Origin of the sequence: Pseudohongiella sp. (assembly GCF_040877505.1) — a bacterium.
Taxonomy (GTDB): Bacteria; Pseudomonadota; Gammaproteobacteria; order Pseudomonadales; family Pseudohongiellaceae; genus Pseudohongiella.
In genome coordinates, this window is record NZ_JBBDNQ010000015.1 from 91,099 (window position 1) to 106,530 (window position 15,432).

A 15,432-nucleotide genomic window follows, 5' to 3' on the forward strand; every position below is an offset into this window, starting at 1 on the left:
ACAAGTCTATGAGCACTCTGGGCGGGGCCTGGCGCGCGCCGCTGCCGCGTTGTCGTACTTGCCAAGGGCTACGGCCATTACCTTCGCACGACGCCTTGCAGCAACACGCGCCAGACTCCCGCAGAGCAACCATAGACTTATTCAGAGGCTCCCTTGTGTTTCACCTGCCGCGCTGACCTGTTATAAAGGGTGGATAAGGACATCCACTTTTACGCAGACAGGCGGACAAAAAGATGAAAACCATTGGCATGCTCGGCGGCATGAGCTGGGAATCAACACAAAGTTATTACCGCGCCCTCAATGAAGGCATCAAGCAGAAACTGGGTGGTCTGCATTCAGCCAGAATCGCCATGGTCAGTGTCGATTTCGCCGAAATCGAAACCCTGCAGCATCAAGGGGACTGGGCGCAGACAGCAGAGATTCTTGCCGACGCTGCGGTGTCCGTGCAAAACGCCGGCGCCGACTTCCTGCTGATCTGTACCAACACCATGCACAAGGTGGCACCGCAGATTCAGGCCAGGCTCGACATCCCCATTCTGCATATCGCTGACGCCACCGCCCGGGTATTGATTAACAACGACATTAAATGTGTCGGGTTGCTGGGTACAAAATTCACCATGGAACAGGACTTCTACAAGGCGCGCCTGCAAGCGCAGGGTATTGAGGTACTGGTGCCGGATGAAAACGAGCGCGCAATCGTACACGAAGTCATTTATTCGGAACTTTGCCTGGGTGTTATCAACAAAACGTCAAAAGCACGTTATCTGGATATCGTTGCCCGGCTGGCGGAAAGTGGCGCGCAGGGCGTGATTCTGGGTTGTACTGAAATCGCCTTGCTGATTCAACAGCAGGACACGCCAGTGCCCTTGTATGACACCACCGCAATTCATGCCCAGCAGGCGATTGCGCTGGCACTGGACGAGATCCCGCTGAACAGCATCAGCCAGGGATAAACTGTCATTCCGGGAACAGACCTGCGGCGAGCAGCAACAATACGGCGTAACGCACACCCTTGCCAAGCAGCACCAGTGCAACAAACAGGGCGAAACGCATTCGCAACATGCCGGCGACAAAGGTCAGCGGATCACCCACCACTGGCAGCCAGGCAAACAACAGACTCCAGTAACCATAGCGATTGAATTGCTTTTCCGCGCGCTGCAGACTGTCGCGGCTGACAGGAAACCAGCGTTTGTCCTCAAAGCGCAGGATTTCACGGCCCAGGTACCAGTTCACACAGGAACCCAGGGTATTGCCGGCGGTGGCCGACAACCAGAGCAGGCCGGGGGCAAGACCTTGCTGAAACAGTGCCAGCAACAGCAACTCAGACGAGGCTGGTAACAGCGTAGCAGCAACAAAACCGGTGATGAAAAGCGACAGGTATGACAAGTGACTCTCTTTCTTTATAATCAGGCTTTAGACGTAGCAACGATCTGTCGATACCAGGTCGTCAATATGCCCCTGATCTCTGGCCAGCAACAAAGTTCGGTTTTTACATATGCCACAAACCCTGATTGTTGACCTGCGCATCAGCGCCGATGAATTCCTGCGGCACTACAAAGGCTCCGCGCGGCATGTCTCCTGTCATGCCCGAGACGGGCGGCGAGTGCAGTTTCCGACGACAATCCTGCAACGCTTCGTCAGCCATGATGGCATCAATGGAAGCTTCAAACTGGAGCTTGATGACAACAACAAATTGATTGCGGTGTCCCGGCTTGGCTAAGCTTGCCAAGAATCAGCCTCGATAGCTGTCGTCCTTGGCATCCAGAGTCCGAATCAGCCCGGGCCATAACAAAGGTGCGACCTTGGGCAAGGTCTCCGACTGCTGGCGGGTGGTTTCAATGGCCGCCTGCGACGGGTAATTGAGCTCGCCACCGGCCTGGGCACGAATCTGTTTTTCGCAGGCATTCTCCAGAAAGTACATCAGGGTAAACGCTTCGGGCACGGTTTTACCCACGGTCAGGGTGCCGTGATTGCGCAGGATCATGATGTCCTTGTCGCCCAGATCGTTAACGATGCGCTCGCGCTCATCGAGATTCAGCGCCACGCCTTCGTAGTCATGATAGGCGATACGTGGATGTACCAGCATCGCGGTCTGGGTAATCGGCAGCAGCCCTTCCTTCTGCGCGGAGACTGCAGTGCCGGCATGATTGTGAAGGTGCATGACACTACCGGCGTCGTCGCGGGCCATGTGAATGGCGCTGTGAATGGTAAACCCGGCCGGATTGATCCGGTAACCGTTGTCATCAACAATCTCACCCTGATGATCCACTTTCACCAGCGATGACGCGGTGATTTCGTGAAACATCAGGCCGTAGGGATTGATCAGAAAATGATCATCGCCACCCGGCACCCGCGCTGACAGGTGGGTGAATATCAGATCATCCCAGCCAAAATGCGCCACCAGACGATAGGCTGCCGCCAGATCAACACGAACCTGCCACTCCTCATCACTGATATGTGCAGGGCGTGACGCAAACAGGTTTTTCGGGTTGGCACTCATTTGATTCCTCCGGATACATTAACTGGCAGGTCACGATTGTTGCCTGTTGCGGCAGTGGTTTCCAGCACTTTTTGCGCTGGCACACCGTCAGCGCCAGCAGTATGATTGGCAACGAGCTATACTGCCATGTCCTCACACCGTGTCGGGCACATCATCCGGTACCGGCAATTCCAGCGTCTCCTTGATTTCTTCCATGACGATGTAACTTTTGGATTCACGCACACCGGGCAGTGTCAGCAGGATATCCCCCAGCAGCTTCCGGTAAGACGCCATTTCCGAAATCCTGGCCTTGACCAGGTAGTCAAAATCACCGGATACCAGATGGCATTCCAGTACATGCGGCAGTTTGATGGCGGCGCGGCGAAAGTCTTCAAAGATAGTGGCCGATTTTGAGGTCAGGTTGATCTCCACAAACACCAACAAATTGGCCTGCAGTTTGTGCGGATTCAGTCGGGCGCCGTAGCTGAGTATGAACTTTTCCCGCTCCAGGCGTTTGACCCGTTCCATGCAGGGTGTGGTCGATAAACCCACACGCTCACCCAGGTCTACATAAGAGATACGTCCTTCGCGCTGCAGAATACGCAGGATCTGGCGATCAATCTTGTCCAGCTCACGGCTGGAGGCTCTGCGTGTTTTCATGACTTATTCCTGCCGAAATAAAAATTTTCAGAGTTATTCACTAGCTTAATGTCTGTATTCAGAAAATACACAAAGTCGACTCGTCTTACAATGGCCTCCTTACTAATCCACGATTCAAACCGCCCACTACCAGGGCGAAGGACCGGGAACACTATGTTTAACGCAAGTTCCGAGCACAACGCCAACACAGGCCACAGTATGGTTCTGGGCAGCGGCGTGATTGGCATCACCACCGCCTGGTACCTGGCTAAGGCCGGTCATCAGGTTACCGTGGTCGATCGCCAGCCCGGACCTGCGCAGGAAACCAGTTTCGCCAACGCCGGCATGATATCACCCGGCTATTCTGCGCCCTGGGCGGCGCCAGGTGTGCCGTTGAAAGCCATCAAATGGCTGCTCTCCAAACATGCGCCACTGGCCATCCGCCCGACCGCTGACCTGCAACAGTACCGCTGGATGCTGCAGATGCTGCGTAATTGCACCTCGGCACGGTATGCGGTAAACAAGGAGCGCATGATGCGGCTGGCGGATCACAGCCGTCAGTGCCTGATTGCCTTGCGTTCGGAAACCGGTATTGACTACGAGCAGCGCCAGCGCGGCACCCTGCAAGTGTTCCGCACCCAAAAACAACTGGACGCGGCGGCGCAGGATATTGCCGTGCTGCAGCAACTGGGCGTGCCTTTTGAGCTACTGGATAAAGCAGGTTGTGTGCGGGCAGAGCCGGGACTGGCCAGCAGCAAGGAAAAATTTGTCGGTGGCCTGCGCCTGCCGCTGGACGAAACCGGCGACTGCCAGCTGTTTACCGCCGAGCTTGAGGCTCGCTGCCGGGCGCTGGGCGTGCAATTCAGATACGGCTGCGACATCAACACCCTGAACAGCACCGGTCATCACATGACCGGTGTTGATATCACGACGGCTGATGGTGACAAGGAAACCCTGACTGCCGACAATTATGTGCTGGCACTGGGCAGCTACTCACCCGCGCTGGTAAAACCCCTGGGCATCGATTTGCCAGTTTACCCGGTTAAAGGTTATTCACTGACCATTCCGGTACGCAATGAAAACCAGGCGCCGGTCTCAACCATTATGGACGAAACCTACAAAGTGGCCATCACCCGCTTTGACGACCGTATCCGTGTCGGCGGCACCGCAGAACTGGCCGGGCATGATCTGCGCCTGCGTAGCAAACCGCTGGCAACACTGCGAATGGTTGTGAACGATCTGTTCCCTGATGGCGGTGACAACAGTGACACCCGTTACTGGGCGGGCCTGCGTCCGATGACACCGGACGGCACCCCGGTGGTGGGCGCAACGGCAATACAAAACCTGTATCTGAACACCGGCCACGGCACGCTGGGCTGGACCATGTCATGCGGCTCCGCGCATGTCCTGTCCGACATCATGACCGGGCGACGACCGCAGATCAGCATCGAGGGCCTGGATATAGGCCGCTATTCGGCGCAGGCGGCTGCACTCCAGTCATTTGAGACCGGGCTGACAACATCGTAAATCAAGGCGGTTTGCGCCAGCACAGAAAGCTGCTGGCGCGCCTGATGTTTCTTGTTTAGCGGCGGGCTCAGTATCGCTAGCACTTGGCCATCGTTGGTCACCTCAATCTCCTCTCCAGATGCAGCCATTTCCATATATTTTAATATGTTGACGCGCAGTTGGCTGACGCTAATGGTACGCATGAGCTACCTCTTATTAATAGTTGCACTGTCATTCATTAGTCACGAAGAATGATGTACAGCTTTGTTTTACTTTTAACTATTTAAACTATAGCAGAGTCAAAAACGATTGCCTCGCTTACCTTTTCCAACAACACATCATAAAAAGCGCTACTTTCTGGTTGCATTTATCGTCGAAATGCATTTATGCTATGCGCAACCAGGAGGTTGCATATGAACAGTCAAGACAAAATCGTAAAAACAGTTGATATCAAGGCGCCCGTGTCGCGAGTCTGGCAGGCCATCAGTGATTACCGGCAGTTCGGCGAATGGTTTCGGGTGAAACTGAACGAGCCCTTTGTGGCAGGCGAAAAATCAACCGGTGCCATGACTTACCCCGGCTACGAAGGGTATGAGTGGCTGGCGATCGTGGAGACAGTCGAGCCGGAAAGCATGTTGTCGTTTCATTGGTTCCATGAAGGCGAGGATTCAGGCCTACCCCTGAGCGAAGAGCCCAGCACACGCGTCGAACTCCGTCTTGAAGCCATCGACGGCGGTACCCGTCTGACCATTACCGAGTCCGGCCTGGCGGCGCTGCCTGAATCGCTACGTGCCGACATCATTCGCAGCAACACCCAGGGCTGGGACATTCAGGCGCAAAACATCAGTGAGTATGTGATCAGCCATGCCTGAACAGTTGCGGGATAACGTCATGCCAGACGATGCAGCGCCGATTTTTGCCGCACTGGGTGATCCGACGCGGTTGGCACTGCTAGGCAGACTGCAGGACGGGCAGCCCCACGCCATTGTTGAATTGACAGCAGGCAGCGGGCTGAGTCGCCAGGCGATCAGCAAACACCTGGCGGTATTACATGAGGCCGGACTGGTGCAGAGCCGACGCGTGGGTCGCGAAAGCCGCTACCTGGTTCGCCCGCAAGGCGTTCAACAGGCGCGCAGCTACCTGGCGATGGTGTCACGGCAATGGGATGACGCTCTCGGTCGATTAAAATCCTTTGTTGAGGACTGACAGCAAGGCGGCGGGGTCGTCTATGCCGTGATGCCAATCAACACAGGGCCAGTATGATGTTCCACTCCGCCTCGCTGACGGGCATGATTGACAGCCGATTGCCTTTTTTCACCAGCGGCAGCGCCTCCAGCCCGGGCACGCCCCTGAGTTCATCCAGTGCAATCAAACGCGGCAGCTTTTTAACGAATACCATATCCACGGCCGTCCATCGCGGCTTGTCCGGGGGACTTTTGGCATCATGGTACGGAGATTTTTTATCAAACTGCGCCGGGTCCGGATACGCGCTGCGCACCACCTTCACAATGCCGGCAATACCGATATGCTTGCAGCTTGAATGATAGATAAATATCTCATCACCCACGGCCATGTCCCGCAGGAAGTTGCGCGCCTGATAATTGCGCACGCCCTCCCACACAATGGCCTTGTCGGGATGATCGGCAAAGTCCTCAATACTGCATTCGTCCGGTTCGGTTTTCGCGAGCCACTTCGCCATGAATGTTTTCCCTTATCGCTTTTCAGTAGGTCAGAACCGTGCGCAGCATCTGCAGCGCCAGCAGGATCACCAGGGCGGCGAACAGTTTCTTCAGGGTTGCTACCGGCAGGCTGTGGGCCAACTTAGCCCCCAACGGCGCCGTCAGAAAACTGGCCGCGGCCATCATCAGCACGGCGGGCCAGTATACAAATCCGATGGTATACGCGGGCAGGGTGGCATTGCCCCAGCCATTGAGCACGTAACCCATGGAACCGGCCAACGCGATGGGCAGGCCCACTGCCGCCGAGGTACCAATGGCGGTTTGCAGGCGCACATTGCACCACACCAGAAACGGGACCGTCATGGTACCGCCGCCGATGGCCACCAGTGCCGACACGCCGCCTATGCCGCCCCCGACCGTGGAAAGACCCGCCAGTCCAGGCAACTCCCGCGCCGGATCCGGTTTGCGGTTCAGAATCATCTGCACCGCCACATAGGTCATGAACAGACAGAAAAAGATGGCCAATGGCTGCGGCGACAACCAGGCCGCCAGAAAGGTCGCTGCAAAGGTGCCCACGACTATGCCCGGCGCCAGACCACGTACCGCGGGCCAGAGCACGGCACGATGTTTGTTGTGCGCGCGCAGGCTGGCGATCGAGGTAGGCACGATCGCCGCCATGGACGTGCCCAGGGCCAGATGCACAACATAATCGGGGGCAAAACCCTGTGCCACAAACATCACGGTCAATACTGGCACCATGACCGCGCCACCGCCGATGCCAAACAGGCCGGCCAGGAAGCCGGTCACGACGCCAAGTAACAAATAGCTGACAATCCAGATAATCACGCGTTAGTCTCTTGCTGAATGATGTACCGCCATTATCATGGCAAACAGTGACGGATGTCTAACCAACCCCTGATGCACACAGGCCAATTGTCACCAATCTGTCGTGTTGTTTCACTAGCATGGAAACCCTATCAGTCGCCACCCCAGACAGGAGCCTGCCAATGCCCTCTTCCCAGAAAACCTCGCAGCATCGCCTCAATCGTCGTCGTTTCCTGCAAGTGTCAGCTACCATGCTGGGCGCCCTGTCTGTGCGCGGCCTGCCCATTTACGCCGCTGCCGCAGCTCACTTCACGCATGGAGTTGCCAGCGGCGATCCGCTGCAGGATCGTGTCATTCTGTGGTCACGGGCACTGCCGGGCAGTGGGCAGGCCGAAAGTATTGATGTGCAGTGGCAGGTCGCCAGTGATCAGCGCTTTGAGCAAGTGGTCGCGGCCGGTAGCACACTGACCGGGCCGGAGCGGGATTTCACCGTCAAGGTTGACGCCAGTGGACTGGAAGCCGGGACGTCATATTTCTATCGATTTATCGCTCAGGGCATCCACAGCCCGGTCGGGCGTACGCGCACCCTGCCCGCGACAGGCGTTGAGCAGGCGCGGCTGGCGGTGGTGTCCTGCTCCAACTATCCGCAGGGCTACTTCAACGTCTATCGTGAAATCGCCGAACGCGATTGTGACGCGGTCGTGCATCTGGGCGACTACATTTATGAATACGCTGAAGGTGGTTATGCCAATGCCGAAATGCTGGATAAAGGGCGCCATGTGCAACCCGAACACGAAATCGTATCGCTGGAAGACTATCGCATGCGTTACGGACTGTATCGCTCCGATGCCGACCTGCAGGCCGTGCATCAGGCGCATCCGTTTATCTGCGTGTGGGATGACCATGAAATTACCAACAACACCTTTGTCACCGGGGCGGAAAATCATGACCCGGATCAGGGCGAAGGCGAATTTGGTGCACGGCGCCGGGCAGCCATCCGGGCCTTCTACGAATGGCTGCCGATCCGCGAACAGGGCACCATAGAAGACGGCATCATCTATCGCAGTTTCGATTTTGGTGATCTGGCCAGCCTGATCATGTTGGACACCCGGCTTGTGGCGCGCGATGAACAGCTGACTCACGAGATGAACATCGACACGCTGCGTCGCGGTCTCGCCGACCCTGCCCGCACTCTGCTTGGCAGCACCCAGCACAGCTTCCTCGAGCGCGAACTGCGGCGTTCCGCCGAGGCTGGTATTCCCTGGCAGGTCATTGGTCAGCAGGTCATCATGGGGCGTAAGGAAATACCCCTGGTCGCTGATGAAGAATTCGCTGACGACGTGCGTCCGGGCATTGCATCCAGCCGCTACGGCATGCTGCGCCAGCGTGGTCAACTGGGTCTGCCGTTGAACCTGGACGCCTGGGATGGTTACCCCGCTGACCGCGAACGGGTCCTCGACCTGTTCCAGCAACACGCCAACAACGCTGTCGTGCTTGCCGGCGACACCCACAGCTCCTGGGCATTTGATTTGCACGATGATGAGGGCGATGCCATTGCTGTGGAGTTTGGCACCCCCAGCGTCAGTTCGCCGGGGTTTGAAAACCTGTTGCCGCTGCCGGAAAACGAACTGGTGGCAGCCTTCATGCGCAACAGCCCGGAAATGCGCTACATGCGCGGCCTGGGCCGGGGCTGGCTGGAGCTGGACATCACACGCGAGCGCGTCGCCTCGCAGTTTCTGTATGTGTCAACAGTGATGGAGCAGGCGTATGAGGTGGAAGAGACGCAGCCCCTGCTCGCATTTGCCGGTGAGCATGTTATTCGTTAGGGTTGGTGATGAAGATGAAGATCAATACCAACCAATCGACCCATTGAGTTACCAAAGATCTGCTTCACGTCATATCTTGGCTTTTGGGTGAATAAGTTATTACTTTCAGGCTTGTCCTCAGCGCAGAGTATCCCCGCAAGGACTGCGGGGATGGTTGCGTCCCTGTCAATTCGGATATAGGATTCCAGAATTGATGCTAGAGGCTCAGCACTATGAAAGTTCCTCTGAACGCTCTCGGTTTCTGTCTTGCCAACTTGTTCATAAATTCGTTAGCGTATGGCCAGCCCTTGGAAGACACTTTGCGCCAGCGGTTTGATACCTTCCTGCAGGCGGGCAGTGACCGCAATCTGACGGGCTTTAGTCATGTCGTGTCGCGTCGAAATCTCAATACCACTGATAATTTTCTCGCAAGCACTGGACGGGAAATGGGGGCTGAACATCTAGATACGGTGGGCCATACACTTCCCGCCCTTGACCAGGCCCAGATTGTTCAGACAATGGTGGAGGGTGCCACCGCTGGGCTGGTACTAAAGACAGAGGCCATACACCCTCTCCGTCAACCGGCCGAAGAACCCATGGTAACTTTCCTGTTCATCCGGTTTGTACAGGAAGATGAATCATGGAAAGTAGATCATGTTCACACGTACTCCAAACCTCAATTCACTGAATCAGGAGCGGAAACAATCTTTGACGAGTCCTGGATTCCAGAGGATAGGGCGGTAAACGGCAAGGTAGAGCCAGCTCCCGATCTTTTACCTGTTGCCACGATCATGGGGCAAGTGGTAGTCAATTGCACTGGCTGCACCGTGAAGGTTTCGATCAACGGTATTGAACAAATATCCGGAGGTGTCGCGATTGTCATGGGCGGGCTGCGTGACGGACTGAATACTATCGCGTATTCGCTGTATCGAGGCGAAGCCTCTCCGTTTACCCAAAAACTGTCGGTCACTCTGGCTGTCGACGCATCGACGACCGAAACCGTGTTCAGCCAGGATTTGCGGGAACTGGAAGACGGCGATTACACAGCGACATTCGAAGTGACAGCGCCTGACCCGCCATTTCATTTTGGAGACATGTAAGGAAGTTTTGGGTTCAGTCCACAGGCAGTTCGCCGTTTTTTGCTCCCTGCAAAAACGGCATTTGCCCGCCAGGGATGGCGGAAATGCCTGCAATGCAGGAGCAATTGCAGGCGCCGCCATCCCTTACCTTCGGTCCGCCGTTTTTTGCTCCTGCAAAAACGGCATTTCCGCCGTCCCTGGCGGTCACATATTCCTGCGATACTGGCCACCGACCTCGAAGAAGGCGTTGGTGATCTGGCCCAGGGAGCAGGTCTGGACGGCGTCCATCAGCACTTCGAAGACGTTTTCGTTGTTGATGGCGGCCTGCTTCAGGCGCTCGATGGCCTGCTCTGATGCGCTGGCGTGACGTTGCTGGAAGTCGCGCAGGCGGCGTATCTGACTTTGTTTTTCCTCATCGGTCGAACGCGCCAACTCGACGGTGAACTCCGCTTCGTCATCCTGACCCTCAGGATTGAGGAAAGTATTAACACCCACGATGGGCAATGAACCATCATGCTTTTTGTGCTCATAGTGCATGGATTCATCCTGAATTCGGCCACGCTGGTAACCGGTTTCCATCGCGCCCAGCACACCGCCACGCTCGGCGATGCGTTCAAACTCCTGTATCACCGCTTCCTCAACCAGATCAGTCAACTCGTCTATGATAAAGGCGCCCTGGTTCGGGTTCTCGTTACGTGCCAGACCCCACTCTTTGTTTATGATCAACTGGATCGCCACTGCACGGCGTACCGATTCACCGGTAGGCGTGGTGACAGCTTCATCGTAGGCATTGGTGTGCAGGCTGTTGCAGTTGTCGTATACCGCGATCAATGCCTGCAGCGTGGTGCGAATATCATTAAACGACATTTCCTGGGCGTGCAGCGAGCGACCCGAGGTCTGGATATGGTATTTCAGTTTCTGACTGCGCTCGTTGGCGCCGTACTTTTCACGCATGGTGGTGGCCCAGATGCGCCGTGCCACCCGACCCAACACGGTGTATTCCGCGTCCATGCCGTTGGAGAAAAAGAAGGACAGATTGGGCGCGAAATCATCGATGCTCATACCACGCGCCAGCCAGGCTTCGACAAAGGTAAAACCATTGGACAAGGTAAACGCCAGCTGAGAAATCGGGTTGGCACCCGCCTCGGCAATGTGATATCCCGATATGGACACGGAATAAAAGTTACGTACCTTGTTGGCAATAAAGTACTCCTGGATATCACCCATCAGCTTGAGGCTGAACTCGGTTGAGAAAATACAGGTGTTCTGGCCCTGGTCTTCTTTCAGAATATCGGCCTGCACGGTGCCACGCACGGACGCCAGGGTCTGGGCTTTCAGCTGCGCCGCTTCCTGCTCATTGGGTTCACGACCCTGCTCGCTGCGGAATCGATCGACCTGCTGGGCAATGGCTGCATTCAGAAACATCGCCAGAATGGTGGGTGCCGGGCCGTTGATGGTCATTGACACTGACGTGGTCGGGTGACACAGGTCAAAACCGTCGTACAGGGCTTTCATGTCGTCCAGGGTGGCAATGGAAACGCCTGAGTTGCCCACTTTACCGTAAATATCCGGGCGTTCGTCAGGATCGAAACCATACAGTGTTACCGAATCAAACGCCGTAGACAGGCGCTTGGCCTCGGCATGCTCGGACAGGGATTTGAATCGACGGTTGGTGCGGAAGGCGTCACCCTCGCCGGCAAACATGCGCGTCGGATCTTCACCTTCGCGTTTCACCGCGAATACACCCGCCGTGTAAGGAAAACGACCCGGCACATTCTCCAGCGCCAGCCAGCGCAGGATATCACCATGATCGTTGAAGCGAGGCAATGACACCTTGGGCACACGTGTGCCCGACATGGTCGTCCATACCAGCGAATTGCGCTGTTTCTTGCCGCGTATGTCCGTCACCAGTTCATCGGCAGCATACTCACTTTGCAACACGGGCCAGCTCTCCAGTAACGCAGCGCTGTCGCCATCCAATAATTGATGTCGCTGTTTTATCAGACCGGCCAGTTTCTCTGCCAGAGCGTCTGCCGCATCCCCTGCGCGGGCCATTTGTTGCGTCGCTTCCAGTTGCTGCAGTTCGCGGGCGACCACCGCCTGCTGTTCCACCCGGCGCCGGTAATCGCGCACCGTATCAGCAATCTCCGCCAGGTAACGCTGGCGCTGAGGCGGCACAATCACCGTGCGCTGCGTCGAGGTGCGGGTGGCTACAGGCGCCAGTCTGTGCTCGAAGTCCGGCAAGCCGTACTCAGCCAGCACCGGCACCAGCGCCTGATACAGCGCCGTGACGCCATCGTCGTTAAAGCGCGCGGCAATGGTGCCATAAACCGGCATCTGCTCTACGGTTTTGTCAAACGCGACCCGGTTGCGCTGTACCTGCTTGCTGACGTCACGCAGCGCATCTTCACCACCTTTGCGATCGAATTTGTTGATGGCAATGACATCGGCGTAGTCCAGCATGTCGATTTTTTCCAGCTGACTGGCAGCACCGAACTCGGGCGTCATCACATAAAGCGAGCTGCTCACATAGGGCACGATGCCGGCATCGCCCTGACCGATGCCCGGGGTTTCAACTATAATCAAATCGAACCCGGCAATTTTTACGCTGCTGATAATGTCACGCAAATACGTCGGCACTTCGGTTTCAGAACGCCGGGTCGCAATTGAGCGCATATACACCGAGGGGTGGTATATCGCATTCATGCGCACCCGGTCACCCAGCAGCGCGCCACCGGTACGGCGCCGTGTCGGGTCAATTGCCAGTACCGCGATGCGCAGCTCATCATCACTGTCCTGGCGCAGACGCAGAATCAGTTCGTCGGTCAGCGATGATTTGCCCGCACCGCCGGTGCCTGTGATACCCAGCACCGGAGTATTACCCACTGCCTCAGCAGCCTGTTGCAACTGCGTCTTTTGTCCGGCGTCCAGTGCGTCAATTTCCAGCGCGCTGATCAGCCGGGACAACGCGAGCCGATCACCGGCCTGCGCAGCGGCGATATCCGGCCCTGGCCCCATTTTGCGTTCAACGGTGACCTTGTGCATGATGTCATCAATCATGCCCTGCAGGCCCATGGTCTGACCGTCTTCCGGCGAATAGATGCGACTGACACCGTAGGCATGCAGCTCCTTGATCTCGCTGGGAATGATGACCCCGCCGCCGCCGCCAAAGACCTGAATATGGCCAGCACCGCGCTCACGCAGCATGTCCACCATGTACTTGAAGTATTCTATGTGACCGCCCTGATAGGAGCTGATGGCAATACCCTGCACATCTTCCTGCAAGGCTGACTCAACAACCTCCTGCACTGAACGATTGTGCGCCAGGTGGATAACCTCTGCGCCTGACGCCTGCAGCATACGGCGCATGATATTGATGGCGGCATCATGGCCGTCGAACAGGCTGGCCGCGGTTATGAAGCGAGGGAATTCCAGCGCCGGAGATGAGGCCGGGCGAAGTTTGACGACTGATGACACGATACTGCTCCTGTCGGCTCACGGACAAGCCAGAGTGATGCTGAATTTGTTATTATTTGCCTGTTGTCTGTCATAGGTTCAACTGACGATTCTGACGGCAGTTGTCCTGCAGACCAAGGTCATTTATTATATTGACGTTAACGTTAACGTCAATCAAGGAATTCAAAGCAAAATGCCAGACACCACCCAAGCGCTGAGCGACAGTTTTTTGCGCAGCAATGCCCTGGACCCCCTCGATGACGGCCTGAAAACCTATACCATCTCACAGTTGGCCAAGGAATTTGACATCACTACCCGCGCTATTCGTTTTTACGAAAGCGAAGGCCTGCTGACGCCCGAACGCGACGGCCGCAACCGCTTGTACAGCCAGCGCGACCATACCCGGCTCAAACTTATCCTGCGCGGCAAACGCCTGGGGTTTTCGCTTGATGAAATTGGCGAGATGTTTGACCTGTATGACTCATCAACCGGCGAACTGGCGCAACTGCGCCACGTGCTGGACAAAATTGGCGAGCGCAAACAGATTCTCAAACAGCAGCTGGAAGATATTCAATTGAGTCTGCACGAACTCAAGGAATTCGAATCTCAGTGCAAACACCGCCTGTCGCAGATGCGCAGCAATCACTAACCGAAGGACACCACACCCATGAATAAAGATTCCGTTGTCATTCTCGGCGGCGCCCGGACCCCTATTGGCGGCTTTCAGGGTCTGTTTTCATCAGTCACCGCACCTGCTTTGGGCATTGCCGCCGCCAAATCAGCACTGCAACGTGCAGGCCTGGATCCCGCGCAGCATGACAGCGTTATCGATGACGTATTGATGGGCTGTGTGCTGCCCGCTGGCCTGGCACAGGCACCGGCACGCCAGGTTGCATTGGGCGCGGGACTTTCCGTCACGACGCCATGCACCACGGTCAACAAGATGTGTGGTTCCGGCATGAAAACCGTGATGATGGGCATGGACCAGATCCTGGCGGGACACGCTGACACAGTGCTGGCTGGTGGCATTGAAAACATGACCCAGGCGCCGTACCTGATTCCCAAAGGCCGCAGCGGCCTGCGACTGGGCCATGGCGAACTCAAGGATCACATGTTCCTGGACGGTCTGGAAGATGCCTACACCGGCCGTCTTATGGGCAGCTTTGCCCAGGAAACGGCCGACAAGCACGGCCTGAGTCGGGAAGACATGGACAATTACGCCATTGAGTCACTCACGCGCGCGCAAACTGCGATCAGGGAAGGCTGGTTTGACGCAGAATCCGTGTCCGTCGATGTCAAAGTCGGTCGCACAGACACTACCGTGCAGCACGATGAGCAGCCGGGCAAGGCCAACCCCGACAAGATACCCACGTTGCGCCCGGCCTTTGCTGCGGACGGGACCATCACAGCGGCAAATTCATCATCTATATCTGATGGTGCAGCCGCCGTTGTGCTGATGCGCGAAAGCACTGCCCACGATAAGGGTCTGCAGCCGATGGCGCGTCTGCTGGCTCAGTCCAGCCATGCCCGTCATCCCAGCGAGTTTACGGTGGCACCCATCGGCGCCATCCAAAAAGTGCTGGCGAAAACTGGCTGGTCGGTTGACGACGTCGATCTGTTCGAGATCAACGAAGCCTTTGCCATGGTGCCCATGCTGGCCATGCGGGAACTCGGCCTGGACCACAACAAGGTCAACATCCACGGCGGCGCCTGCGCCCTGGGTCATCCCGTGGGTGCTTCGGGCACACGTATCATCGTGACGCTGATGTATGCGCTTAAAAAACTGGGCAAAACCCGGGGCATTGCCAGTCTGTGCATTGGCGGTGGTGAAGCGGTGGCGGTGGCGATTGAGCTCGTGTAACAAAATGGTGCATAGTGTTCAAGAATTCCGGATCGCAGCCGATGTTTATCTGACTATAAATTGCCAGACGTAAATTGCTGGACGTCAGACACGCGCTGCGAGG

The 15,432-nt window shown here is 56.5% G+C and carries 15 protein-coding genes; 9 read left to right on the forward strand and 6 right to left on the reverse strand.

What is annotated here, in order from left to right; all coding sequences use genetic code 11:
* Window positions 1-233: 233 nt before the first annotated feature.
* Entirely contained in the window at window positions 234-953 is a 720-nt protein-coding gene (locus WD071_RS04865) for an aspartate/glutamate racemase family protein (RefSeq protein WP_368047220.1), read from the forward strand.
* Window positions 954-957: 4 nt separating this feature from the next.
* On the opposite strand, the gene WD071_RS04870 is transcribed toward WD071_RS04865, so the two are convergent.
* Window positions 958-1,386, reverse strand: coding sequence for a YqaA family protein (locus tag WD071_RS04870; RefSeq protein WP_368047222.1), 429 nt, complete (start codon window positions 1,384-1,386; stop codon window positions 958-960).
* 109 nt (window positions 1,387-1,495) lie between these two features.
* Here WD071_RS04870 and WD071_RS04875 point away from each other — a divergent pair, with 109 nt between their 5' ends.
* On the forward strand, window positions 1,496-1,720 hold the full coding sequence (locus tag WD071_RS04875; protein WP_368047223.1) for a DUF2835 domain-containing protein: 225 nt from the start codon (window positions 1,496-1,498) through the stop codon (window positions 1,718-1,720).
* Between the two features lie 12 nt (window positions 1,721-1,732).
* Here the strand turns inward: WD071_RS04875 and WD071_RS04880 are convergent, their stop codons facing one another.
* Together WD071_RS04880 and WD071_RS04885 are read right to left on the reverse strand one after the other, a co-directional pair.
* Complete coding sequence (locus tag WD071_RS04880; RefSeq protein ID WP_368047224.1) at window positions 1,733-2,500, reverse strand: class II aldolase/adducin family protein; 768 nt, start codon at window positions 2,498-2,500, stop codon at window positions 1,733-1,735.
* A gap of 132 nt (window positions 2,501-2,632) precedes the next feature.
* Window positions 2,633-3,139: an Lrp/AsnC ligand binding domain-containing protein gene (locus tag WD071_RS04885; RefSeq protein ID WP_368047225.1), complete on the reverse strand. Its 507-nt coding sequence runs from the start codon at window positions 3,137-3,139 to the stop codon at window positions 2,633-2,635.
* 198 nt (window positions 3,140-3,337) lie between these two features.
* Between WD071_RS04885 and WD071_RS04890 the strand changes: the two genes are divergently transcribed.
* From WD071_RS04890 to WD071_RS04900, 3 genes are all read left to right on the forward strand, one after another.
* Window positions 3,338-4,645, forward strand: a complete 1,308-nt coding sequence (locus WD071_RS04890; protein ID WP_368047444.1) for a D-amino acid dehydrogenase — start codon at window positions 3,338-3,340, stop codon at window positions 4,643-4,645.
* Between the two features lie 392 nt (window positions 4,646-5,037).
* Window positions 5,038-5,496 (forward strand): SRPBCC family protein, encoded by a 459-nt coding sequence (locus WD071_RS04895; RefSeq protein WP_368047226.1) that lies wholly within the window; start codon window positions 5,038-5,040, stop codon window positions 5,494-5,496.
* A 19-nt stretch (window positions 5,497-5,515) separates the two neighbouring features.
* Entirely contained in the window at window positions 5,516-5,830 is a 315-nt protein-coding gene (locus tag WD071_RS04900; protein WP_368047227.1) for an ArsR/SmtB family transcription factor, read from the forward strand.
* Between the two features lie 37 nt (window positions 5,831-5,867).
* Here the strand turns inward: WD071_RS04900 and WD071_RS04905 are convergent, their stop codons facing one another.
* Complete coding sequence (locus WD071_RS04905) at window positions 5,868-6,323, reverse strand: EVE domain-containing protein (protein ID WP_368047228.1); 456 nt, start codon at window positions 6,321-6,323, stop codon at window positions 5,868-5,870.
* A gap of 22 nt (window positions 6,324-6,345) precedes the next feature.
* Window positions 6,346-7,149, reverse strand: coding sequence for a sulfite exporter TauE/SafE family protein (locus WD071_RS04910; RefSeq protein WP_368047229.1), 804 nt, complete (start codon window positions 7,147-7,149; stop codon window positions 6,346-6,348).
* 161 nt (window positions 7,150-7,310) lie between these two features.
* Here WD071_RS04910 and WD071_RS04915 point away from each other — a divergent pair, with 161 nt between their 5' ends.
* A complete protein-coding gene (locus tag WD071_RS04915) occupies window positions 7,311-8,954 on the forward strand; it encodes an alkaline phosphatase (RefSeq protein ID WP_368047230.1) in 1,644 nt (547 codons plus the stop codon).
* Between the two features lie 212 nt (window positions 8,955-9,166).
* Window positions 9,167-10,033 carry a hypothetical protein gene (locus WD071_RS04920; protein WP_368047231.1) on the forward strand — a complete coding sequence of 289 codons (867 nt, stop codon included), beginning with the start codon at window positions 9,167-9,169 and terminating at the stop codon, window positions 10,031-10,033.
* Window positions 10,034-10,216: 183 nt separating this feature from the next.
* Here the strand turns inward: WD071_RS04920 and icmF are convergent, their stop codons facing one another.
* A complete protein-coding gene (icmF, locus tag WD071_RS04925) occupies window positions 10,217-13,489 on the reverse strand; it encodes a fused isobutyryl-CoA mutase/GTPase IcmF (protein ID WP_368047232.1) in 3,273 nt (1,090 codons plus the stop codon).
* A gap of 172 nt (window positions 13,490-13,661) precedes the next feature.
* Here icmF and WD071_RS04930 point away from each other — a divergent pair, with 172 nt between their 5' ends.
* Together WD071_RS04930 and WD071_RS04935 are read left to right on the forward strand one after the other, a co-directional pair.
* Window positions 13,662-14,117, forward strand: coding sequence for a MerR family DNA-binding transcriptional regulator (locus WD071_RS04930; RefSeq protein WP_368047233.1), 456 nt, complete (start codon window positions 13,662-13,664; stop codon window positions 14,115-14,117).
* Between the two features lie 18 nt (window positions 14,118-14,135).
* Window positions 14,136-15,329 carry an acetyl-CoA C-acyltransferase gene (locus tag WD071_RS04935; protein WP_368047234.1) on the forward strand — a complete coding sequence of 398 codons (1,194 nt, stop codon included), beginning with the start codon at window positions 14,136-14,138 and terminating at the stop codon, window positions 15,327-15,329.
* The last annotated feature ends 103 nt before the right edge of the window (window positions 15,330-15,432 follow it).

Bases quoted from the DNA above. Each gene is read 5' to 3' on its own strand.
- WD071_RS04865 (WP_368047220.1), top strand. From the start codon at position 234: ATGAAAACCATTGGCATGCTCGGCGGCATGAGCTGGGAATCAACACAA.
- WD071_RS04875 (WP_368047223.1), top strand. From the start codon at position 1,496: ATGCCACAAACCCTGATTGTTGACCTGCGCATCAGCGCCGATGAATTC.
- WD071_RS04880 (WP_368047224.1), bottom strand. From the start codon at position 2,500: ATGAGTGCCAACCCGAAAAACCTGTTTGCGTCACGCCCTGCACATATC.
- WD071_RS04885 (WP_368047225.1), bottom strand. From the start codon at position 3,139: ATGAAAACACGCAGAGCCTCCAGCCGTGAGCTGGACAAGATTGATCGC.
- WD071_RS04890 (WP_368047444.1), top strand. From the start codon at position 3,338: ATGGTTCTGGGCAGCGGCGTGATTGGCATCACCACCGCCTGGTACCTG.
- WD071_RS04895 (WP_368047226.1), top strand. From the start codon at position 5,038: ATGAACAGTCAAGACAAAATCGTAAAAACAGTTGATATCAAGGCGCCC.
- WD071_RS04900 (WP_368047227.1), top strand. From the start codon at position 5,516: ATGCCAGACGATGCAGCGCCGATTTTTGCCGCACTGGGTGATCCGACG.
- WD071_RS04905 (WP_368047228.1), bottom strand. From the start codon at position 6,323: ATGGCGAAGTGGCTCGCGAAAACCGAACCGGACGAATGCAGTATTGAG.
- WD071_RS04915 (WP_368047230.1), top strand. From the start codon at position 7,311: ATGCCCTCTTCCCAGAAAACCTCGCAGCATCGCCTCAATCGTCGTCGT.
- WD071_RS04920 (WP_368047231.1), top strand. From the start codon at position 9,167: ATGAAAGTTCCTCTGAACGCTCTCGGTTTCTGTCTTGCCAACTTGTTC.
- WD071_RS04930 (WP_368047233.1), top strand. From the start codon at position 13,662: ATGCCAGACACCACCCAAGCGCTGAGCGACAGTTTTTTGCGCAGCAAT.
- WD071_RS04935 (WP_368047234.1), top strand. From the start codon at position 14,136: ATGAATAAAGATTCCGTTGTCATTCTCGGCGGCGCCCGGACCCCTATT.